The organism is Kitasatospora sp. NPDC089913 (genome assembly GCF_044748625.1).
In the GTDB taxonomy this organism is placed as follows: domain Bacteria; phylum Actinomycetota; class Actinomycetes; order Streptomycetales; family Streptomycetaceae; genus Kitasatospora.
This window is the reverse complement of the sequence record NZ_JBIVGI010000002.1, coordinates 553180-573941: the sequence shown is the minus strand read 5'-3', so window position 1 is coordinate 573941 and position 20762 is coordinate 553180. Positions and strand designations below refer to the sequence as shown.

At 76.2% G+C, this 20762-nt stretch carries 15 protein-coding genes; 11 read left to right on the top strand and 4 right to left on the bottom strand.

The features are described from left to right. Window positions 1-111: 111 nt before the first annotated feature. The 6 genes from ACIPYS_RS06370 to ACIPYS_RS06345 all read left to right on the top strand — a co-directional run bounded on the left by ACIPYS_RS06370 (window position 112) and on the right by ACIPYS_RS06345 (window position 7066). Entirely contained in the window at window positions 112-1038 is a 927-nt protein-coding gene (locus ACIPYS_RS06370; RefSeq protein WP_400743823.1) for a polysaccharide deacetylase family protein, read from the top strand. A 164-nt stretch (window positions 1039-1202) separates the two neighbouring features. Then, window positions 1203-1529, top strand: a complete 327-nt coding sequence (locus ACIPYS_RS06365) for a hypothetical protein (RefSeq protein ID WP_400743820.1) — start codon at window positions 1203-1205, stop codon at window positions 1527-1529. A gap of 79 nt (window positions 1530-1608) precedes the next feature. Continuing rightward, window positions 1609-3267 (top strand): beta-N-acetylhexosaminidase, encoded by a 1659-nt coding sequence (locus ACIPYS_RS06360; RefSeq protein ID WP_400743817.1) that lies wholly within the window; start codon window positions 1609-1611, stop codon window positions 3265-3267. Window positions 3268-3354: 87 nt separating this feature from the next. Beyond that, the gene (locus ACIPYS_RS06355; RefSeq protein WP_400743814.1) at window positions 3355-4431 is read left to right on the top strand and encodes a class I SAM-dependent methyltransferase; all 1077 of its coding nucleotides are present in this window, start codon (window positions 3355-3357) and stop codon (window positions 4429-4431) included. A 48-nt stretch (window positions 4432-4479) separates the two neighbouring features. Further along, window positions 4480-5352: a sulfurtransferase gene (locus tag ACIPYS_RS06350; RefSeq protein WP_093863181.1), complete on the top strand. Its 873-nt coding sequence runs from the start codon at window positions 4480-4482 to the stop codon at window positions 5350-5352. Between the two features lie 175 nt (window positions 5353-5527). Beyond that, window positions 5528-7066 carry a M1 family metallopeptidase gene (locus ACIPYS_RS06345; protein ID WP_093863182.1) on the top strand — a complete coding sequence of 513 codons (1539 nt, stop codon included), beginning with the start codon at window positions 5528-5530 and terminating at the stop codon, window positions 7064-7066. Between the two features lie 125 nt (window positions 7067-7191). Here the strand turns inward: ACIPYS_RS06345 and ACIPYS_RS06340 are convergent, their stop codons facing one another. Beyond that, window positions 7192-8622, bottom strand: a complete 1431-nt coding sequence (locus ACIPYS_RS06340; RefSeq protein WP_400743809.1) for a non-ribosomal peptide synthetase condensation domain protein — start codon at window positions 8620-8622, stop codon at window positions 7192-7194. Window positions 8623-8932: 310 nt separating this feature from the next. Between ACIPYS_RS06340 and ACIPYS_RS06335 the strand changes: the two genes are divergently transcribed. Next, window positions 8933-9376, top strand: a complete 444-nt coding sequence (locus tag ACIPYS_RS06335; protein ID WP_093863184.1) for a hypothetical protein — start codon at window positions 8933-8935, stop codon at window positions 9374-9376. A gap of 265 nt (window positions 9377-9641) precedes the next feature. Continuing rightward, entirely contained in the window at window positions 9642-10412 is a 771-nt protein-coding gene (locus tag ACIPYS_RS06330) for an SDR family oxidoreductase (protein WP_093863185.1), read from the top strand. 176 nt (window positions 10413-10588) lie between these two features. Here the strand turns inward: ACIPYS_RS06330 and ACIPYS_RS06325 are convergent, their stop codons facing one another. Then, window positions 10589-11401, bottom strand: a complete 813-nt coding sequence (locus tag ACIPYS_RS06325) for a class I SAM-dependent methyltransferase (RefSeq protein WP_400743805.1) — start codon at window positions 11399-11401, stop codon at window positions 10589-10591. Between the two features lie 280 nt (window positions 11402-11681). On the opposite strand from ACIPYS_RS06325, the gene ACIPYS_RS06320 reads away from it, so the two are divergent. Together ACIPYS_RS06320 and ACIPYS_RS06315 are read left to right on the top strand one after the other, a co-directional pair. Continuing rightward, complete coding sequence (locus tag ACIPYS_RS06320) at window positions 11682-12236, top strand: DinB family protein (RefSeq protein ID WP_400743802.1); 555 nt, start codon at window positions 11682-11684, stop codon at window positions 12234-12236. A gap of 137 nt (window positions 12237-12373) precedes the next feature. Beyond that, entirely contained in the window at window positions 12374-12784 is a 411-nt protein-coding gene (locus ACIPYS_RS06315; RefSeq protein WP_400743800.1) for a hypothetical protein, read from the top strand. Here ACIPYS_RS06315 and ACIPYS_RS06310 read toward each other — a convergent pair. Next, window positions 12773-15952 (bottom strand): BTAD domain-containing putative transcriptional regulator, encoded by a 3180-nt coding sequence (locus ACIPYS_RS06310; RefSeq protein WP_400743797.1) that lies wholly within the window; start codon window positions 15950-15952, stop codon window positions 12773-12775. The two genes, ACIPYS_RS06315 and ACIPYS_RS06310, sit on opposite strands and share 12 nt — an antisense overlap. A gap of 654 nt (window positions 15953-16606) precedes the next feature. Between ACIPYS_RS06310 and ACIPYS_RS06305 the strand changes: the two genes are divergently transcribed. Continuing rightward, the gene (locus ACIPYS_RS06305) at window positions 16607-17326 is read left to right on the top strand and encodes a hypothetical protein (RefSeq protein ID WP_400743794.1); all 720 of its coding nucleotides are present in this window, start codon (window positions 16607-16609) and stop codon (window positions 17324-17326) included. Between the two features lie 48 nt (window positions 17327-17374). On the opposite strand, the gene ACIPYS_RS06300 is transcribed toward ACIPYS_RS06305, so the two are convergent. Next, a complete protein-coding gene (locus ACIPYS_RS06300) occupies window positions 17375-20722 on the bottom strand; it encodes a hypothetical protein (protein WP_400743792.1) in 3348 nt (1115 codons plus the stop codon). Window positions 20723-20762: the final 40 nt, after the last annotated feature.

Sequence of the window (20762 nt, the reverse complement as noted above, 5' to 3'; positions counted from 1 at the left end):
GGGTGGGCGAACAGCCGGTGCACGGGGGACGCCTTGGGCCGTTGGGGTGGTGATCGAACCCGTCGGGGCGGCCGCTGGGAGACGGGCGGATGAACGGGGGACAGATCCGTCATGCTGTCTGATCGTCAGATTACTTCGCGAAGATTGCTGCTGGTCGCGGCGGGGATGTCGCTGCTCGGGGTCGCCGGCTGCGGCCGGGCGGAGGAGGTTGCGGCGACCGCCGCCCGGCTCCGTTCCGCCGAGCCGGACCCGACGCCGGAGGCCGGGGCGGACCCGGCGCCCGCGGCGCCGCCCGGGGCGCCGGTGGCCGACGGGCCGCCCGCGACCGCCTCCGCCGCCCCGTCCGCCCCCGTCCCGTCCGCCGCGCCGCCGAGCGCGCCGCCGAGTGCGCCGTCCTCGGGCGACCAGGCGGGAGCGGCGCCCGCACGGGCCCTGACGGAGGCCGAGAGCCGCCCGGTGTACGAGCTCGATGCCGACCGGCGGGTGGTGGCGCTCACCATCGACGACGGGCCCGACCCCCGGCACACCCCGACGGTGCTGGCCCTGCTGGAGCAGCACGGCATCCGGGCCACCTTCTTCCTGATCGGGGAGAACGCCGTCGAGCACCCCGAGCTGGTCCGGGAGATCGCCGCCCGGGGCCACCACCTCGCCAACCACACCTGGACCCACCCCGACCTGCGCCACCTCTCCGAGGCCAAGGTCCGCGAGGAACTGGAGCGCACCTCCGAGCTGCTGCACCGGACCACCGGGAAGGCGCCCACCTGGTTCCGGGCGCCCGGCGGGGACTGGTCCCCGGCCTCGCTGAAGGTGAGCGCCGAGCTGGGCATGCGCTCCATGGCCTGGTCGGTCGACCCCCGGGACTGGGCCCGCCCGGGGACGGCCGTGATCACCGACCGGATCCTCAAGGACGTCCGGCCCGGCGCGATCGTGCTCAACCATGACGGCGGCGGGGACCGTTCGCAGACGGTGGCGGCGCTGAAGGCGTACCTGCCGGTGCTGATCGACTCCGGGTACCACTTCACGGCCCCGCCGGGGTGAGTCGTCGAGGGTGTGGGGCTGCACGCGAAAAGGTCGCGCAAACCGGGGATAAACCACCCGAAAGGATGGACAAGCAGAATCGTTTCCCCAATTTTGGGGCCTCTAGGGTGATCTCACACCATTTCCCTCGGCACCCCTGTGTGCCGCCCGAAAGGCCCCCTGTCATGCGTCTGCGCAACACCGTGATCGCCGCCGCCAGCGCGATCGCGCTCGTCCTCGCCGTCCCCACCTCCGCCAACGCGGCGACCGGTGAGTTCCTCTACAAGGTCGGCCCCGGCCTGCCCCACGGTCTGACCGACCCGCCGAGCGAGCAGTGCCTCAACCTGCCCGGCGCCACGGACGAGGAGCCGGGCCACTCGCCCCGGAACCTCACCCTGTCGACCGCCACGGTCTTCCTCGACTTCAACTGCGAGGGCGACGTCTACTACGTGATGAACCCCGGCAAGATCCTCGGCCCGAGGCTGAAGCTGCGCTCCGTCGTCTTCTCCTGAGCCGGCCGACTTCGGCGAAGTGCGGGACAGTTCGGCGATTGGTTGAGACCATTCCGGTGAACCGACACCGGGAGCGGCCTTGCCGAGACGAATCGCCGGGCTGTCCGCCCGGACCCGCGCGCTGCTGGCCGTCCTCTGCGTCCTCGCCCTGACCGCGACCGGGTGGGGTCTCCAGCACCTGCTGCGCTCCCGGGGCACCGCCGCCGCCCCGCCCGTCGCCGCCGGGCCGCGCACCGCCGACCGGATCGTCCCGGTACCGCTCTCCGTCACCCCCGGCTCCGGACCCGGCTACCGGCTCACCGACCGCACCGCGATCCGGACCGCACCCGTGAGCGCGGCGCAGGAGCGGCAGGCCGGAGAGGTGCGGGGGATCGCCGAGCGGCTCGCCGAGGCGGTGCGCCGCCCCACCGGACTGCCCCTCCCAGTGGTGGAACCCGCCGCCGGCGACGGCATCGCCCTGGTGCTCGACCCCGCGCTCCCCGAGGCCACCGGCACCGAAGGCTACCGGCTCACCGCCGACGCCGACGGGGTGCGGATCACCGCCCGCGCCCCCGAGGGCCTGTTCCGGGGCACCCAGACGCTCCGGCAGCTGCTGCCCCCGCAGGTCGAGAGCCCGACCCGGGTCGCCGACGGCCCGCAGTGGACGGTGGCACCGGTCACCGTCGAGGACCGCCCGCGCTACCGCTACCGGGGCGCGATGCTCGACGTCGCCCGGCACTTCTTCACCCCGGCCGAGGTCAAGGGCTTCATCGACCGCCTCGCGCTGTACAAGCTCAACCACCTGCACCTGCACCTGACCGACGACCAGGGCTGGCGGATCGAGATCCCGGCCCGGCCCGCCCTGACGGCGGTCGGCGCGACCAGCGAGGTCGACGGCACCCCCGGCGGGTACTGGACCGCGGCCGACTACCAGGAGATCGTCCGCTACGCCCAGGAGCGCTTCCTGACCGTCGTCCCGGAGATCGACCTGCCGGGACACAGCAACGCGGCCCTCGCCTCCTACCCCGAACTGGACTGCACGGGCAGCGCCCGACCCTGGCCGTACACCGGGACCGAGGTCGGCTTCTCCACCCTCTGCCCGACCGGTGACGCGGTGTTCGCCTTCACCCGGGACGTGGTCGCCGAGCTGGCCCGGCTCACCCCGGGGCCGCTGCTGCACATCGGCGGCGACGAGGCGAAGCGGGTCGCGCCGGCCGAGTACGCGGAGTTCGTCCGGCGGGTCGGCGAGCAGGTGCGCGCGGCCGGGAAGACCCCCGTCGGCTGGAACCAGACCGCGCCGGGCGGGATCGGGCTGCTGCAGTTCTGGGACGGCCGGGCCGGGCGCGACACCGAACTGCGGGAGGCCGCCGAACGCGGCGCCGAGGTGATCATGTCGCCGTCCGGCCGCAGCTACCTGGACATGAAGTACGAGTCGGGCTATCCGCTCGGCCTGGTCTGGGCCGGCACCATCGACGTCCGGACCGCGTACGACTGGGACCCGGACACCCTGCTGCCGCTGCGGGACGGCTCGGTGGTCGGCGTCGAGGCCCCGCTGTGGACCGAGACCCTGGACACCCCCGGTGAGCTCGACCTGATGCTGCTGCCCCGGCTGCCGGCGCTCGCCGAGCTGGGCTGGTCGCCCCGGGCGAGCCACGACTGGGGACGGTTCAAGGCCCGCCTCGCCAAGGAGGGCGCCCGCTGGGAGGCCGCCGGCTACGCCTACGAGCGCCGGCCCGAGGTGCCCTGGCCGGACCGGTAGCCGTCACGGACGGTGGAACGCACCCGAACGGCGTAGCGTGGCCGGGGGAGGGGTTCGCGCAGGTCCCGACACGGCGCAGGAGGAACGATGTCCGAACGGGAACCGGACCCGGCGGAGCAGGAGGAGTTCGCGGGTCGCGTATTGCAGGTGCTCAACGACGCCTGCCTGGGATTCATGGCCAGTGTCGGCCACCGGACCGGTCTCTTCGACACCATGGCCGGCCTTCCGCCGTCGACGGTCGAGGACCTCGCCCGGACCGCCGGGCTGGACGGGCGCTACGTCCGGGAGTGGCTGGGCGCGATGGTGGTCGGCGGCTTCGTCGAGTACGAGCCGAAGCAGGGCACCTACCGGCTGCCGCCGGAGCACGCCGCCTCGCTGACCCGGGCCGCCGGGCCGGAGAACCTGGCCGGGATGATGCAGTACCTCGCTCTGTTCGGCGAGGTCGAGGACCGGATCGTCGAGGCGTTCCGCACCGGCGGCGGGCTGCCGTACTCGGCCTACCCGCGCTTCCAGGAGCTCCAGGCCGAGGAGAGCGCGGCGGGCTACGACCTGGCCCTGGTGGACGCCGTGGTGCCGCTGGTGCCCGGCCTCGCCGAGCGGCTGCGGGAGGGCATCGACGCGGTGGACATCGGCACCGGGCAGGGCCACGCCGTCAACGTCCTGGCCAGTGCCTTCCCGGCCAGCCGGTTCACCGGGGTGGACATCTCCGAGCAGGGCATCGGCGCGGCCAAGGCCGAGGCCGCCGTGCACGGCCTGGACAACGCCCGCTTCGTGCTCGCCGACTCGGCCGAGCTGACCGGCGGGTACGACCTGGTGACCGCCTTCGACGTGGTCCACGACCTGGCCCGCCCCGACCGCACCCTGCGGGCCGTCGCCGGGGTGCTGCGGCCCGAGGGCGTCTTCCTGATGGGCGACATCGCCGCCAGCAGCCTGCTCGAGGAGAACATCGACCACCCGCTCGCCCCGGCGCTGTACACCTTCTCGACCTTCTACTGCATGACGGTCTCGCTGGGCGAGGGCGGCGCCGGGCTGGGCACCGTCTGGGGCGAGCAGACCGCGCGCCGGATGCTCGCCGAGGCCGGCTTCGGCTCGGTGGACGTGTCGCGGATCGAGGGCGATCCGCTCAACCAGTACTACGTGGCGCGGCTGGCCGTCGCGGCCTAGGGCCCCGGCGGGGGCAGGCCCCGAGGACCCGAGCGAAGGAGAGCGGCGATGACCGGCAACGGCTACGCACACCCCGAGGCACTGGTCGGCACCGAGTGGCTCGCCCGGCACCTGGACGACGGCACGCTGCGGGTGGTCGAGGTGGACGAGGACAACGGCGCCTACGAGCGCGGGCACCTGCCCGGCGCGGTCGGCTGGAACTGGGCCACCGATCTGCACAGCCCGGTCGGGCGCGACTACGTGGACCGCGCGGGCGTCGAGCACCTGCTGCGCGCGGCCGGGGTCGAGGAGGACACCACCGTCGTGCTCTACGGCGGCAACAACAACTGGTTCGCCGCCTACGCCTTCTGGCTGCTGCGGCTGCGCGGCTTCGGCCCGGTGCGGCTGCTGGACGGCGGGCGCCGGAAGTGGGAGCTGGAGGGGCGGGAGCTGACCGCGGAGGTGATGGACCACCAGCACAGCCCGTACCGGCTGACCGGGCCCGAGCGCCCGGAGGTGCGGGCGCTGCGGGACGAGGTGCTGGCCAAGGCCGAGGTCTTCGCCAAGCCGGGCTCGGACGCGACGCTGGTGGACGTCCGCTCGCCGGCCGAGTTCCGGGGCGAGGCGCTGGCCCCGGCGCACCTGCCGCAGGAGCAGGCCCAGGTGCCCGGGCACATCCCGGGCGCGGTCAACATCCCCTGGTCGCAGGCGACCAGGGAGGACGGGACGTTCCGCCCGGCCGAGGAGCTGCGGGAGCTGTACGGCGGCCGGGGCGTCGGGCCGGAGCAGGAGGTGATCGCCTACTGCCGGATCGGGGAGCGCTCGGCGCACACCTGGTTCGCGCTGACCGAGCTGCTCGGGTACGAGCACGTCAAGAACTACGACGGCTCGTGGACCGAGTACGGCTCGCTGGTCCGGGCCCCGGTGGCGCTGGGCGCCTGACGGTACGGCAGTGGCGCCTCGACGGCCGGGCGGTGACGTCGTGTCACGACTGGGCCGCCCGGCCATTTCGGCCTGTTTCTTCTCATGAACATTTCATCGTTCAGGCGTAGGACCGGGTTCGTTGGGACAAGGATCGATCCGACCCGTTGTCCCAGTGACCCTGTGGAGGACCCCTGTGCGCAAGAGGCTGATCGTCTCTGCCGCTGCCGGCGCGCTCGCCCTGCTCCTGTCCGTCCCCGCCTCCGCCGCCCAGGCCGGCCCGGGTGCGGCGGGCATCGGCGATCCCTACTACCCGAACGCCGGCAACGGCGGCTACGACGTCTCGCACTACGACATCCGGCTGAAATACACGCCCACCACCGACGAACTGGAGGGCACCACCACCGTCCTGGCCACCGCCACCCAGGACCTCACCCGCTTCAACCTCGACTTCGTGCTCAGCGTGAAGGAGGTGCTGGTCAACGGCCGGGCCGCCAAGTTCACCACCAGCGGCGAGCAGGAGCTGGTGATCACCCCGTCCCGCACCGTCGCCAAGGGCAGCCCGCTCACCGTGGTCGTCCGCTACGCCGACAAGCCGGGCGAGGTCGAGCGCGGCGGGTACTCCGCCTGGCTGCGCACCCCCGACGGCGGGGTGGCCGCCAACGAGCCCGAGGGCGCCGCCTGGTGGTTCCCGGCCAACGACCACCCGACCGACAAGGCCACCTTCGACGTCTCGGTGCTGGTGCCGGAAGGCACCCAGGTGGTCAGCAACGGCACCCAGACCACCAGCTCCCGGCCCGGCTGGACCCGCTACAACTACCGGCAGACCAAGCCGCAGGCCACCTACCTGGCGACGCTGGCGATCGGGAAGTTCGACATCCGCAAGGACACCACCGAGGGCGGACTGCCGGTCATCACCGCCTACAGCCCGGACCTGGGCGTCAACCTCGGCGCGGCGCAGGCCAGCGTCGAGCGGACCGGCGAGCTGACCGACTGGCTGAGCACGGTGTTCGGCCCGTACCCGTTCGAGACCGTGGGCGGTTACGTGCCCAACGTGCCGACCGGGTACGCCCTGGAGACCCAGGGACAGGTCTTCTACAGCCCCGCGCAGTTCGCGCGCGGTGCCAACACCTCCGTCGTGGCGCACGAGCTGGCCCACCAGTGGTACGGCGACAGCGTCTCGGTGCAGCGCTGGAGCGACATCTGGCTCAACGAGGGCTTCGCCCGGTACGCGCAGTGGCTCTGGTCGGAGCACGAGAACGAGGGCACCGCGCAGGAACTGGCCGACTACGTCTACAACAACTACGCGGCCGACAACGCGTTCTGGTCCGTGCGGCCGGGCGACCCGGGCCCGGACCACCAGTTCGCCGGCGCCGTCTACGACCGGGGTGCGATCGCCATCCAGGCGCTGCGGAACACGGTCGGGGAGGACAAGTTCTTCGCGATCCTGAAGGGGTGGCCGACCGAGCGCAAGTACGGCAACGCCACCATCCCGCAGTTCCAGGCCTATGCGGAGAAGATCTCCGGCAAGCCGCTGGGCGGGCTGTTCAACACCTGGCTGTTCACCGCCGGCAAGCCGGCGGTGGGATCGGCGGGTGCGGCGGCCGGCTCGGCGCTCGCGGCGGCGCCCGCGGCGGAGGGCCTCGCCCCGGGGGCGTCGGCGGCGGCTCCGGCGCAGCCGAAGTCCTGGCAGAAGATCCAGGACACCAACGCGGTGCACGAGCACCGGGGCTGACGCGTCGTCGCCCGCGCGGAGCGGGCACGGGCCCGGCCGGCCGCCCCCGCGGGCGGTCGGCCGGGCCCCTGGTGTTTCCCCGTGGTGCTCTCTCCCGGTTCCAGGGGCGCTCTGCCGGGGCGCGGTCAGGGGCGCAGCGCGCGCTCCTCGGTGAGGACCAGTTCCTCGATGCCGCGCAGGAAGCGTTCCATCGTGGCCCGGGGGAGCACTGCGGGGTCGGCCGTCATGGCGAGTTGCAGGGCGGTCGGGGTGCGCTGCGCGTCCAGGGCGTAGGTGAGCCCGGGGCGCGGGTCGAACTCGACCGGCCAGTCCAGGGTGGTGTCCCCGTCGGCCGCGGCCCCGGCGACGGCCGGGTCCGGGGCGGAGAGGCCGCCCGGGAGCAGGTCGCGGGTGTCGTTGAAGACGCAGGAGCGGTCGGCGAGCGGCACCCGGTCGGCGGTGAGGCGTTCGATCTCGGCGTCCAGCAGGCGCCGGTCGTAGTAGGCGTGCCGGTAGGCGGCGATCGACGCGGCGTGGGTGCGGCGCACGGCCGCGCCGAACTCGCCGTCGGCGTCCTGGAGGTGCAGCAGGGCGTCGCCGGCGACCACGCTCACCGCGTCGGTGAGGCCGGACAGGAAGCGGTTGTTGACCACCACCTGGAGCACCGCGTCCGGGCGTCCGGCCAGCCGGGCCGTCATGGCGGCGGTGGCCGCGAGCAGCACGGCGGAGGAGCCGGCCCGGTGGGCGGCGGCCACCGTGTCGACCGCGCGGAGCAGCGCGGGCGAGCTGAGGACGGCGTTCGGGAACCGGGCGGCGGGGTCGGCCGCCGGGGCGGGCGGGAACAGCCGGGCCGGGGCGGAGCGCAGTTTGCGCAGGGTGTGCGCGCGGGCGTTGGCGTCGCGCTTGCGGCCGCGTTCGGAGGTCTGGAACTCGGCCTCCTCCAGGGGCTGCTGGGTGGTCCGGCCGGCCCGGAGCGCGGCCGGGTCGGCGCCCAGGGCGAGCGCGGTGAGGTCGCGGACCAGCAGGCCCATCCCGGTGCCGTCCACGGCGGTGTGCGAGAGCACCAGCGAGATGTGCCGCACCAGGCCGTCGGCGACGACCAGGCCGACCCGGATCGGCCACTCGGTGGCGCAGTCGAAGGCACGGTCGGTCAGTTCCCGGTGCAGGGCCGTTCCGGCGGCGGTGAGCCCGGCCCGGTCGGTGCCGGCCGGGAGGTCCCGGACCAGGGCGGGCAGGGTGCCCGCCGGGTCGACGGTCTGGCGCAGCGCGGTGCCGTCGGGTGCCTCGGTGCGGTCCGGTGCTCCGGTGCCGTCCGGTGCTCCGGTGCCGTCCGGGCCGGGGAGCAGCCGGGTGTGCAGGGAGTCGTGCAGGTGCAGCAGGTGCCCGAGGGCGTCCAGGACCACCGGGAGCGGCAGGCCGGGGTCGAGCGGGGTGGCGGTGCCGATGTTGTAGCGGGGGCGGTCGGCGGGGGCCAGGCGGTTGACGACGTCCCAGATGGCTCGCTGGCCCCAGGTGGCGGGGCCGCTGCCGGAGCGGCCGTCGGCGAAGGGTATCTCCAGTTGTCGACTCGTGGTCACCGTGGGGGTTCTCCGATGCGCTGGTGCGGATGCGGGGTGGTGCTGGGGTTGGTGCGGGTGGGTGCGGTGGGAGCCGTCCCGGAGAGTCTGCGGCACGGCCGCGAAATCGCGCCAGATGAAGGTCAAATCCGGTAAGGATCTTCGGAACCCGGGCTACCGGGCGGTAGTTCCGGGGCGGGCGTGGCAGCATCTCGCATGTGAGGCGTGACATTGCACATGTGACGTGCGATCGGACCTGACGGGCGATCACCTGCGATGTCTGCCTCGCGAACGAAACCACCCTCCGTTCGTCCGAAGGAGAAGTACCGAGATGAAGCGATTCGCCGCGCTCCTCGCCACCGGCGCCGCGCTCTCCGCGCTGGCCGTCACCGGGGCCACCCAGGCCTCCGCCCAGACCACCGGCGGCCCCTCCGGCCCCGGCACCAAGAACTGCGTCGACGGGTTCCCGGGCATCGTCAACCTGCGGCTCTGCGCCTCGGTGACCGGTGACCAGGTCGTGTTCTCCGGTTACGCGACCCCCGCCAGCATCGCCTGGACCCCGCAGAAGGTCGCCTTCAACCTGACCGCCGGTGTCGTCGGCGGCGCCCTGATCGGGAGCGACTCGCCCTACGTGCTCATCCCCGGCGGCGGCATCCCGGTCGGCAACGTCTCCGGCACCGCGCCCTGCGGCTCCAGCGTCCAGGCCACGTTCAACGTGACCCAGTGGGGCTGGCCGCCGTCGACCGCCACCGTCACCGTGCCGGTCACCTGCTGATGAAGCACTGACCGGGGCCGGTCCCGCGGATCCTTCCGGGGCCGCGGCGAAATCGGCGGGACCGGCCCCGGTCCGCGGCACGTGGCACCTCGTGCCGCAGCGGTGCGGTGGTGCAGCGGCGTGACGGCGTGACGGCGCAACCAGGGTCTGCCGGACCCAGGGTCCACCGGACCCGGGTGGAACAGGGCCCTGGGTGGCGCGCGACGGTGGGACCAGAGTGGTCCCGTCAGGCCGTCCGCGCCAACGAACCGCACCGGAGCAGAACATGAACCGCACCGCCCAGCCCGCCCTCGCCGCCCGCACCGCCGTCGTCACCGGGGCCGCCAGCGGCATGGGCGAGGCCACCGCCCGGCTGCTCGCCGCCGGCGGGGCCCGGGTCGCCCTGCTGGCCCGCCGCGCCGAGCGGCTGGACGCCCTCGCCGCCGCGATCAGCGCGGACGGCGGCCGGGCCCTCGCCGTCACCGCCGACGTCACCGACCAGTCCTCGGTGGACGCCGCCGTCCGGACCGTGCACGACACCTGGGGCCCGGTCGACCTGGTGGTCAACAACGCCGGGGTGATGCTGCCCAATCCGCTCGCGGACGGGCGGATCGACGAGTGGACCCGGATGATCGACACCAATCTGACCGGCGCGCTGCGGATCGTCCGCGCCTTCTCCGCCGACCTCGTCGCGGCCGCCGCCGAGGGCCGCGCCGCCGACCTGGTCAACGTCTCCTCCATCGCCTCCCACGTGCTGTTCCCCGACTACGCCGTGTACGGGGCCACCAAGGCGGCGCTCACCCAGCTCTCCGCCGCGCTGCGCACCGAACTCGGCCCCCGGGACGTGCGGGTCTCCGCGATCGAGCCCGGGCTCACCGACACCGAACTCGGCGGCCACATCGACAACCCGGTGCTGCGGCAGCAGCTCGACGGCATGTTCGAGGCGATGCCCGCGCTGACCGCGCAGGACATCGCCGAGCTGATCGCCTTCACCGTCACCCGTCCGCGCCATGTGAACCTCCGCCACCTGGTCGCCCTGCCGACCCGGCAGGCCTGAGCGTCGGGCGGGCCCGGACCGGGGGCGCGCCGGAGTCGGCCGTCCGGAGCATGCTGCCGGTGCACAGCGGCCGCCCGGGGCTGGGCGGTCCCCGCGGTGTGCGGGGATCGCTCGGGTGCCGGTCGGCGGCGCGGCCCGCCGGACCGGTGACGGACCGGTGACGGACCGGCGGCGGCTCAGCCGCGGGTCGCGGTGAGCAGGTAGTAGTCGAGCAGGCCGTCGCGCCAGGCGGGGAGGAAGTTGCGGGTCCAGTGGCCGGGCGGGACGGTGCCCTCGAGATAGCGGTCGAGACCGGGCCAGACGTCCGGGCCGATGGACTCCGCGGCGACCTCGGCGAAGCCGGCCGCCCCGAGGTCGGCCGTGAAGCCCGCCAGCGGATGGGCGACGTCCAGGCCGTTGGCGAAGCTGCCGAGCAGGATGCTCAGCCGCTCGACCGCGTCGGGCCCCTCGGCCGAGAAGAAGGTGGCCACCGCAAGCCGGCCGCCGGGGCGCAGCACCCGGGCCGCCTCGTGGGCGAAGCCGGTCAGCTCACGGAAGTGCTGGGCCGCCTCGACCGAGTACAGGCCGTCCAGCGAGGCGTCCGCGAACGGCAGGTCGTCGGCGGACCCCAGGGTGTAGCGGAGCCGGTCCGGGAAGGTCGCCAGCGCCTTGGCGTTGACGGTGCGGGCGCGCTCGATCTGGTCGGGGTGGATGTCGACCCCGGTGACGGCGGCGAAGCGGAACTCGCAGAGCGCGAGCGCCGCGCCCAGCCCGCGCCCGCAGCCCACCTCGCCGAGCCGCAGCGACTCGGCCGGCCCGGGGAAGGTGCGCAGCACCCGCCGGTAGAGGTTCTCCTGGCTGCGGATCCGGTCCTCGGTCGTCGGGTCGGTGGTGCGGATGCCGCTCCAGTCGCCGAAGTTGATGAATCCGCCCGCGAAGGAGGCGGCCTGCGAGAGGTCGTCGGCGCCGTAGGTCCGGCGTACCGGTCCTGGGATGCGGTCCTGGTTCATGGTTCGCTCGGGCTCCTCGTGTGTCGTGGTGACGGCCGGGTGACGGCGGTGGCCGGGGTGACGGTGCGGGCGGGGAGGGGCCGGTGCGCCGGGCCTCCCGCGGGCGCGCGCCGCAGTACGTACCCAAACCGGCCACCGGTGGAACTACCCGAAGGAGGTGGTTTCAGGAGGGGCGCAGCAGGTCAGGAGGGACGGACGGGAACTCGCTGTCGACGGGGCGGTCGGCCTGCCAGACTGGGCGCCGATCGATCGTTCGGATCCGAAGGGGACGGGGAGCACCATGGGTACGGGTACAGGTACGGGTACGGGTGTCGGCGCGGCGAGCGGCGCGGGGGACGGGCGGATCGGCCCGCCGCTGACCGGGGGCGAGCGCGAGACGCTGCGGGCGTTCCTGGACTTCCACCGGGCCACCCTGGCGATGAAGTGCGCCGGGCTGACGGACGAGCAGCTGCGGCTGCGGTCGAGTCCGCCGTCCACGCTGACCCTGCTCGGGCTGGTGCGCCACATGGCGGAGGTCGAGCGGACCTGGTTCCGGCGGGTGATCGACGGGGAGGACGTCCCGCTGGTGTGGTCCGCCGAGGGCGACTACCAGGCCGCCTACGACGCGAGCGGCGCGGACCGGGCCGAGGCCTTCGCGGCCTGGGAGGCGGAGGTGGAGCACGCCCGGCGGATCGAGCGGGAGGCGCCGTCGCTGGACGTCACCGGGTACCAGCCGCGCTGGCAGGCGGACGTCTCGCTGCGGCTGGTGATGCTGCACCTGATCCACGAGTACGCGCGGCACAACGGGCACGCGGACTTCCTGCGCGAGGCGATCGACGGGGAGGTCGGGGCCTGAGGCCGTCCGGCGGCCGCCCGGTCGGTGCCGGACCGGGCCCGGACCGTCCGGTCCGGTGAACGCGCGGCGGGGTCCGGGCCGTATCCGTCGGTGTGACAGTGATGACCTCGGGACGTGGTGCTGGCAAGCTGGCCGCCATGGCGGAAGCGGTGGGTGAGGCGGGAGTCCGGGAGCTGGTCGCGGGGTGGCTCGCGGCGGAGCGGACCGGTGAGGACGGGCCCGGCGGCGGGGAACCGGCCGGCGGCGGGTGGGCGGTGCCCCCGGCGGCCGGGGCGGTGGTGGTCGCGGCCGCCCGGCGGCTGGCCGGGGACGGTCCGCCGTCGGCGGTGCCGGAGGGGCTGCGGCTGGTCGCGGAGGCCCTGGTGGTGGACGAGCACCCGTCGGCGGGCGCGTGGACGGCGCGGGAACGGGCCGAGGCCGTGACGTGGGTGGCGCTGCTGCTGCACCGCTTCGGCGAGGACGGCGTCACGATGCTGACGGCCGAGCTGGCGGGGCAGGGGGAGCCCGGGGTGGGGGACCCGGGGTCCGGACGCGCCTCAGCCGGCTAACACCGCCAGCCGCCGGTCCAGTTCGCCGACGACCGTGGTGTCGCCGAGCCGCCCGTACAGTCCGCGGGCCGCGCGCAGGGTGCCGACGGCCTCCGGGGTGCGGCCGGTCGCCAGCAGGAAGTCGGCGAAGTGGCGTTCGGCGACCGCGTGCAGATGGACGGCGCCGGCGAACCGGCAGCGCTCCACCGTCTGCCGCCAGGCCTCCTCCGCGTCGGCGTGGCGGCCGAGCAGTTGCAGGGCGTGCGCCTCGTTGATCATCGCGGACAGGTGGAAGACGGCCAGCGGGTGCTCGACGAGCAGGGCCCTGGCCTCCCGGGCCCGGCGCAGCGCCTGGGCCGGATCACCGGCCAGGCCGTACAGACCGGCGGTGTTGCTGAGCGCGTAGGGGGCGTGCTCGGCGTGGCCGTGCGTCTCGGCCAGCGCGATCGCCCGCTCGCCCAGCCGGACCGCTTCGGCGGGCCGGCCGCCGGCCGCCGTGGTCACGGCCAGCACGGTGAGCGCCTGCACCCGGACGGCGTCGTCGGTGCCGGAACTGCGGTCGACCGCCCGGCGGGCCAGCCGGTGCGCCTCCACCGTCCGGCCCCGGCCGCTCAGGGCGCGGGCCGTCACGGCCTCCATCGCGGCCACCGCGGCCGGGTCTCCGGTGCGGCCGGCCGCGTCGAGCCCGGTCCGCAGGCAGGCCAGCCGGTCCGGTCGGCGCCCGACGCTGTAGTAGAGGCCGTCGGCGCGGTAGGCGAGCCGCCACGCGCGGTCGTGGTCGCCGCTCTCGGAGGCGGCGGCGACCAGGCCCCGGACGGCGGGCTCCTCGGCCTGGAACCAGTCCAGGATGGAGCGGACGGTGGGCAGGTGCGGCCGGGCGGCACGTCGGCCGCCGGGCCTCGACGGCGGGCCGACGGGGCCGGTGGGAGCGGTGGCGCCCGGGGCGGGCTGGAGCAGGGCGGCGCCGTGGGCCACCGTCGCCAGGTAGTGGTCGGCCAGTGCGGCGGTGGCGGTGGCGTGCTCGGACGCGTGCCGCTCGTCGAGGAGTTCGGCCCCGTAGAGCCGGACCAGGTCGCAGCGGCGGTAGCGGCCGGGCGCGATCTCGGTGAGCAGGTGGTGCGCGGCCAGGGCGGCCAGGGCGTCCCGGGCCTCGTCCGGGCCGGCGCCGAGCAGTGCGGCCGCGGCGGGGACGTCGGTCTCCCGGCCGGGGTGGACGGCGAGCAGGGCCAGCAGGTGGGCCGCCGTACCGCCGAGGTGGCGGAGCGTGCGGTCCAGTGCGGCGCGGAGGCTGTTGCTGCCCCGGGTGTCCAGGGCGTGCAGCCTGGTCCGCTCGTCGTCGAGTTCCGGCAGCAGGTCGGCGATCGCCCAGGCGGGGCGGGTGGCGAGCCGGGCGGCGACGATCCGCAGGGCGAGCGGCAGCCCGCCGCAGAGCTCGGCGAGCCGGGCGGCGGCCTCCGGTTCGGCCGCCACCCGGGGGCGGCCGAGCAGCTGCTCCAGCAGGCGCCCGGCGTCCTCGGCGGGCAGCGGGCCGAGGCGCAGCAGGGCGGCGCCCTCGGTGACCACGAGGTCCGCCAGGGTGCTGCGACTGGTGATCACGGTCGCGCAGCCGGGCCCGGCGGGCAGCAGATCGGTGACGTCCCCGGCGTCCGCGACGTCGTCCAGCACCACCAGCAGGCGGCGGTTCCGGCTGAGCGAGCGGTAGAGGGCGGCGCGGGCCGGGCGGTCCTCGGGCAGTTCGGACTCCGGCACGCCCAGGGCGCGGAGGAACCGGCCGAGCACGGCGCCGGGTCCGGCGGGGCGGCCCGGCCCGAAGGCGTTGACGTCGGCGAAGAGCCGCCCGTCGGGGTAGCCGGCGGCCGCGTCGTGGGCCCAGCGCAGGGCGGTCGCGGTCTTGCCGGTGCCGGCCGGGCCGACCAGGACGGCGAGCGTGCCGGTGCCGGGCGCGTCGACGGCGGGCGCGTCGACGGCGTCCGGGCCGACGGCGCGAGAGCCGCGCAACCGGTCCGAGAGCCAGTCGAGTTCGGGGATCCGGCCGACGAAACCGGAGGCCGGGCGGGGGAGTTGGTCGGGAGCGGCGACCGGCTGCGCACGGGCCGGGGCCGGGGGTGCGACCGGGGTCCGGGCCGGCGGTGCGGCGGCGGGGGCGGCGGTCTTGGCGGTCGTGGGGGTCCCGGCGGACGTGGACACGGGCGTGGACACGGGCGTGGGCCGGGCGACGGGCGGGCGTCCGCGGTCGGCGGGGCGCGGGGCCGCCTTGCAGCTCGCGAACGGCGTCGTCGCCGTCGCCGTCGCCGGTCGGACGGTGGCGGCGGTGGAAGCGGCCCGGGCGGCGGTGGCCGTGGCGGCCGGGGCGGCGGTGGCCGGTGCGGTGCCGGGCCGGGGGCGGCCGAGGAGGCGGACCGGTGCCGGCGCCGTCCCCACTGCCGTTCCCGCCGCCGGACGCCGTGCCCCGTCCTCGGACAGCACCCCCGACACCGCCGAGCGCAGCGCGCTGCCCGGCCCGACGCCGAGGTCGGCGGCCAGCCTGCGGCGGGTGCGGTGATAGGTGTTCAGCGCGTCCCACGAACGGCCGGACTGCTGCAGGCAGAGCACCAGCCGCGCGGCCAGCGCCTCGTTCCACGGATCGGCCTCCGCCGCGCGGTCGAGCTCGGGCACTGCGTCCGCGCCCAGCCCGAGCCGCAGCAGACGGTCGGCCCAGGCTTCCAGCGCGAGGGTCCGGTCCTTGCGCAGCCGGTCGGCGAGCGCGTCGCGCAGGTCGGTCTCGGGCAGGTCCGCGAGCGCGGCGGGCCCCTGCCACAGCGAGAGCGCCCGGCGCAGCAGTCCGGCCGCCGCCTCGTCGCCGTCCGGGGTGCTCCGCGCGGCGGCGTCGGCGACCAGCCGTTCGAACAGCAGCGAGTCCACCGCGTCCGCCGGGCCGTCCAGCCGGTAGCCCGGAGGACGGGTGGAGAGGACGAGGCCCGAACCGGCGATCAGCTTGCGCAGCGCGGCGATGTGGCCCTGCAGCGCGGCCCGGGCCCGGGCCGGCGGCGCGTCCCCCCACAGCAGTTCGAAGAAGCGTCCGACCGGGACGGTACGGCCGAGTTCGAGCGCCAGCAGGGCCAGCGTGGCGCGCCGCTTGGCGGCGGCGGGCTCGACGGACCGGCCGTCGGCGGTCCGCAGTTCCACCGGGCCCAGCAGCCGAACGAACACGGATCCTCCCTGGTGAGAGCGGGTGGACGAGGGTTTCCATCCCTGTGCGGGGCGCAGTCTAGCCACGCTGGAGGTTCGTTCTGTGACGTTCGGTGTGCGATTTCGGGAATGGTGGGTATCTGTCCGACCGGGGGGTTGACGGCAGCCGGTTCGTCGTCCTCGCAGGCGCGCGGGGAGGTGTCCTCCGGCCGTGCGAGGCTCCCGGCTCCGCTGCCGCGCCGCCGGTGAGGCGCTGTCGTCCGCGTGCTGACGAAGGGACGACGGGCAGCCCGGGTGCCGCGGCGGCGGGTGCGGGCGGGCGGGCGGTGGCGGCGACCGGGAGCAGCGGCCCGGGAGCGGGGTCCCAGTGGCGCGGACCGTCCGGGCGGAGCGCGTGCCCGGCGGTTCGGGAGGTGTGCGCGATCGGTCCTGCCGGGCTGCCCCAAGGGGAACGCCTCGGTCCGAGTCCCGGGACCGGCCGCGGGCGCCCCGGGCGGAAGCCGGGGCGCGCGCCGGGGCGGAAAGCCGGACGCGCCGTCCCCGGGGTTCAACGGACGGACGTCCACCTGGGGTTCACCTGCGGTCCGGAGGTGAACCCGGGCCTGCGGACGCCCCGTCGATCGGAGTGCGGGGCCGTCTCGGTTCCGAGAGCTTCGACCACCGGGAAGGGCCACCATGCTGCGAATGAACGGGCCGCTGCGGATCACCGTCCTCGACAAGGACGCCTACTACGAGCAGCGCGCGGTGGTGCGCACCCCGTACGGCACCATCGTGCTGGAAGGGCGGGCCGGGGCCTCGCTGGACGTGCGGGCCGAGGAGTGGGAGCTGGAGCTCCAGCACTGCGTGCCGGGTGTGGGCTGGCGTCCCAACGTCCGGGTGCTGCCGTACCCGTGGCAGACCTCCGGGGGTCTGCGCAGCCGGATCGTCCGCAGCAAGGACTGCGACTGGCCGCAGGGCGATCCGACCGAGCGCAACTTCGTGCTGCGGCTCTCGGCGACGGTGGCCGAGCGTCCGGGCGCGGCCGCGGCCACCGCCGAGGCGGTGGGCCCGGCGCTCCGAGGGGGGCTGCGGACCAGCTCCGGGGCGGGCCTGGGCACGGTCGGCGGGGCGGTGCCCGCGATGCCGGGGGTGCCCGCGGTGTCCGGGGCGGAGGTCGCGCGGTCGGTGCCGGGGGTCGGGGTGGCGGAGGCCCTGCCGAGCGTGTCCGCGGCCGCTGCCCGGCTGGAGCCGGGCGGACTGTCGGCGGGCGTGCTGTCGACGGGCCGGGTGGCCCCGGCGGTGTGGCCCGCGCCGACGGTCCGGGCCGTGCCGACCCGGGCGGTGGAGGCCGTGGCGGTGGAGGCGGAGCGGGCGGAGCCGGTGACGCGGGCCGAGGCCCGGGGGACCGGCTGGTAGGAGGGCGTTCGTCGGCCGGGGCTCGGGGGACCGGCCGACGAACGCCGGTCAGGCGGCCGTCGCGGTGTCCGGGGCGGCGGCGGTGTCCGGGTCCTCGGGGGTGTCGGGGCCGTCCGGGGAGGTGTCCGGCGGTTCGGGGGTGTCGAGGTGGACGCCCGGCGTGAGGTGGAAGCGCTCGGGGGCGTCGGCGCGGGGGCGTTCGGCCGGGGGCATCGCCGCCCGCCGTTCCAGCCAAGCGCGCAGCCGGGTCAGCGAGTTGCGGTTGCGCTCGGACGGGTCGCCGCCCGACTCCCGGAGCAGGACGCAGGCCGGACGGTCGCCGTCGGCCGGCACCTGGCCGACCACGGTGAACGCCGTGCCGGGCGGGAACGCCGCCTGGGCCGGGCCGTCGGTCGGGTCGAAGACCGAGGTGCGCCGGCCGGTGGCCGACCAGACCAGGAACTCCACGGAGGAGCCGGGGAGTTCGGCCCCCGGCGCGGTCAGCCCGGCCAGCGGTGCCGGTTCCCGGAACTGCCGGCCGGTCGGGTAGTGCGCCAGCACGGATTCGGGGTCGAGACCGGCCCCGGCACCGAGCAGCACCGCGCCGTGGTGGCTCGGCAGCCGGCGCAGACCGGCGCCGAGGCAGTGCAGGAACGGCCGCAGCTCCGGGGCCCCGGACCGCGCGGCCGCGATCAGGGCGGCCCGGGGCACGGGCACGCCGCTGTCGGTGTGGTGGAGCAGGACGGCGGCCAGGTCGGGCTTGAAGTCGTCCTGCGAGGTGGAGCGCAGACCGGGGAGCCGGGTGGCGAGCTGGTCCAGTCGTCCGGTGCAGCGGTGGTAGTGGTCGCCGAGCAGGGCGCGGACGGCGTCGCGCTCGGCGGCGGTGCTCGCGGTGACCGGGACCGGGCTGTCGTCGAGACCGAAGTACCGGGCCGGCCGCGGCTGTGGCTGCGGGGACGGGTGGGACGGCTCCTGGGGCGGGACGGGAACGCCCGGCGGCTCCGCGGACAGGGGGTCGCCCGCCGACGGCTCCGTGTCCGGCGGCTCGGTGGTCGACGGCTCGGTGCTCGACGGCTCCGTGCTCGACGGCTCGGTGGTCGAGGGCCGGGCGGACGGGGCGGCGCCGGGAAGCCCGGACGCCGGGGGTTCGGCCGCGGGGGGTTCGGCCGCAGGGTCCCCCGGAGGGACCTCGGGAGTGCGGAAAGGCAGGGGCGCACCCCCGGCGGGCGCGACGGGCGCACCGGCCGGTCCGCGTCGGCCGTCGAGGTCCGGGCCGGACCCGGCCGCGGTGGTGACGGTTCCGGCTGTCGGCGGGGCTGTCGGCGCGACGGTCGGCCCGCCGGTCGCGAGCGGCACCCGGCGGGGCGGCGCGGTGGCCCCGACGGCGCTGCCGGTGGCCGGTCCGGCGGTGGCTCGGACGGGCGCGGGCGGCGGGACCGGTACCGGCTCGGGATCCGGGAGGGGCTCGGCCCCGGGCTCGGGACCCGCTTCGGGTTCCGGTGCCGGGACGGCGGCCCCGAACCGGGTCCCGTCCCGGCCCTCGGCTCCGGCCCAGGCTCCGGCTCCGGCCCAGGCTCCGGCTCCGGCCTCGACCTCGGCGGCGGTCCCGCTCTCCGGCTCGGGAGCCGGGACGGGCGGTACCCGGTGGGCGGTCGGCAGCTCGGCGCGGGGCTCGGTCCGCGTCCCCGTGTCCGACCCGGTGCGCACCCCTGCGGGTACCTCGGACCGCGAGGCCGGTGCGGGGACGGGCGGCACCCGGTGGGCGGTGCCCGGCCCGAGGGCGGCCGGTGCCCCTCCCGCCGTTCCGGGGACGGCGGCGGCCGCCGCGCCCGCCGGCACCGCCGCCGGGTCCGGCGCGGCGGCCCGGCGGGTCGAGCCCGCGCCGCCGGTCCCGTACGACACCGGCGCGACGGCGGGCGGGCCGCCCGCCGGCTGTTCGGCGCCGAGCCACTCCAGCTCGTACGTCCGGGCGACGAACCGCCCGACGGTCTCGGCGGCGGGCTCCAGCAGCCCGTGCACGAGCAGGCCGAAGCCCTCGGCGCCGACCGCCGGCAGCCGGCCCAGGAGGGCACCCAGCTCCTCGAAGGCGTCGGCGGGCACCGGGCGGTCCCGTTCCCCGACGATCAGCAGCGGGCGGCTCGGCTCGGGCCGGCGGAAGCGCGGGGTGAGCACGTGCGGCGGTTCGGGACGGAGCCAGAGCCCGGCCGGGACGGCCTCCAGCGCCCAGTACGGGAACGCCTGGAACACCCCGGGCCCGGCGGTCCGCCAGTCGGCGCCCCCGTTGCGCCAGGCGGCGGGCGTGGTGGGACAGCCCGGGGCGGAGGAGAGGCGCAGAAGGAACGGCTCCCACCCGATCCGGCCCTCGCGGTCCAGTACCCGCGAGGTGGGGCCGCCGTGGCCGAGCACGGGCAGGCCGATCGCGGCCTGCACCGGCCGGGCGGTTCGGGCGGTCAGGGCGCCGATGAGCGCGGAGAGTTCGTCGGGCGCCGCCCACGGGGCGCTGATCAGGGGGCGGTCGGAGCCGAGCGGCAGGGCGAGCACGGCCTCGGCGAAGTCCTCGGGCAGCAGGACGGGCCGGGTCGGGGTACCGATCACGATGACGGCGGTGCCGGGCGCGGCGGCCGCCAGCCGCAGGTCGGGCAGCGGGGTGGTGGCCGGGTCGGCCGGGTCGGTGAGCCAGAACCCGGCCGGCAGCCGCAGGACGCGGACGGCGTTCGCCCTGCCCCGGGCGGCGGGGGCGGGGACGGCGGGCGGTTCGACGAAGGCGGTCGGCCGGGTGCGCCGCGACTCCACGGGGGCGACGGCGCCGATCGTGCCGGCCACCCGCCGGGGCTGCGCGCCGGGTTCGCACCGCCACCACGAGGAGCGCGCGAGCGCGCCCTCGGGGTCGTTGACGGTGAGGTGGCCGGCCGGGGTGATCTCCACCAGGCCGTCCGGGGCGACGACCGGGACCCCGGAGCGTTCGGCGACGACCTCGGCCGGGCGGCGGCCGTTGGGGGCGAGGGCGGCCAGTCCGGAGGCGGCGAGCACCAGGTGGGTGGCGCCCCGGGCGCGGGTGATCACGCCGAGGTCGGTCATCCGGTCGCGCAGGACCTTGGCCGAGTCGGGTGCCGCGGCGATCACCACGACGGCGTCGGGGACGGGGCGCAGGGCGCCGATCGCGGCCCGCAGCTCGTTCGGGTGGGCGGTGGCGGAGGCGATCACGAAGTGCGGGCCGACCTCGCGCAGCACCGACGGGCCCGGTTCCGCGGTGCGGGCGGAGGCCGGCACCGGGAGGGTCCCGGCGGGGCCGGACGCGGCGGGAGGGTCCCCGGCGGGCAGCGCGCGCGGCGCCCCGCGCCGCAGTCCGAAGCGGCGGCGGGGCTCGGCCGGGGGTGCGGGGTCGCCGGAGCGCGCACCGGTGCGGGAGAGGCTCATCGTCCAGGACTACGGCCCCCGCCGGGTGCCCGGTTCACCG

Coding starts and splice junctions, on each gene's coding strand:
- ACIPYS_RS06370 (WP_400743823.1), top strand. CDS start 112: ATGCTGTCTGATCGTCAGATTACTTCGCGAAGATTGCTGCTGGTCGCG.
- ACIPYS_RS06365 (WP_400743820.1), top strand. CDS start 1,203: ATGCGTCTGCGCAACACCGTGATCGCCGCCGCCAGCGCGATCGCGCTC.
- ACIPYS_RS06355 (WP_400743814.1), top strand. CDS start 3,355: ATGTCCGAACGGGAACCGGACCCGGCGGAGCAGGAGGAGTTCGCGGGT.
- ACIPYS_RS06350 (WP_093863181.1), top strand. CDS start 4,480: ATGACCGGCAACGGCTACGCACACCCCGAGGCACTGGTCGGCACCGAG.
- ACIPYS_RS06335 (WP_093863184.1), top strand. CDS start 8,933: ATGAAGCGATTCGCCGCGCTCCTCGCCACCGGCGCCGCGCTCTCCGCG.
- ACIPYS_RS06330 (WP_093863185.1), top strand. CDS start 9,642: ATGAACCGCACCGCCCAGCCCGCCCTCGCCGCCCGCACCGCCGTCGTC.
- ACIPYS_RS06325 (WP_400743805.1), bottom strand. CDS start 11,401: ATGAACCAGGACCGCATCCCAGGACCGGTACGCCGGACCTACGGCGCC.
- ACIPYS_RS06320 (WP_400743802.1), top strand. CDS start 11,682: ATGGGTACGGGTACAGGTACGGGTACGGGTGTCGGCGCGGCGAGCGGC.
- ACIPYS_RS06315 (WP_400743800.1), top strand. CDS start 12,374: ATGGCGGAAGCGGTGGGTGAGGCGGGAGTCCGGGAGCTGGTCGCGGGG.
- ACIPYS_RS06305 (WP_400743794.1), top strand. CDS start 16,607: ATGCTGCGAATGAACGGGCCGCTGCGGATCACCGTCCTCGACAAGGAC.
- ACIPYS_RS06300 (WP_400743792.1), bottom strand. CDS start 20,722: ATGAGCCTCTCCCGCACCGGTGCGCGCTCCGGCGACCCCGCACCCCCG.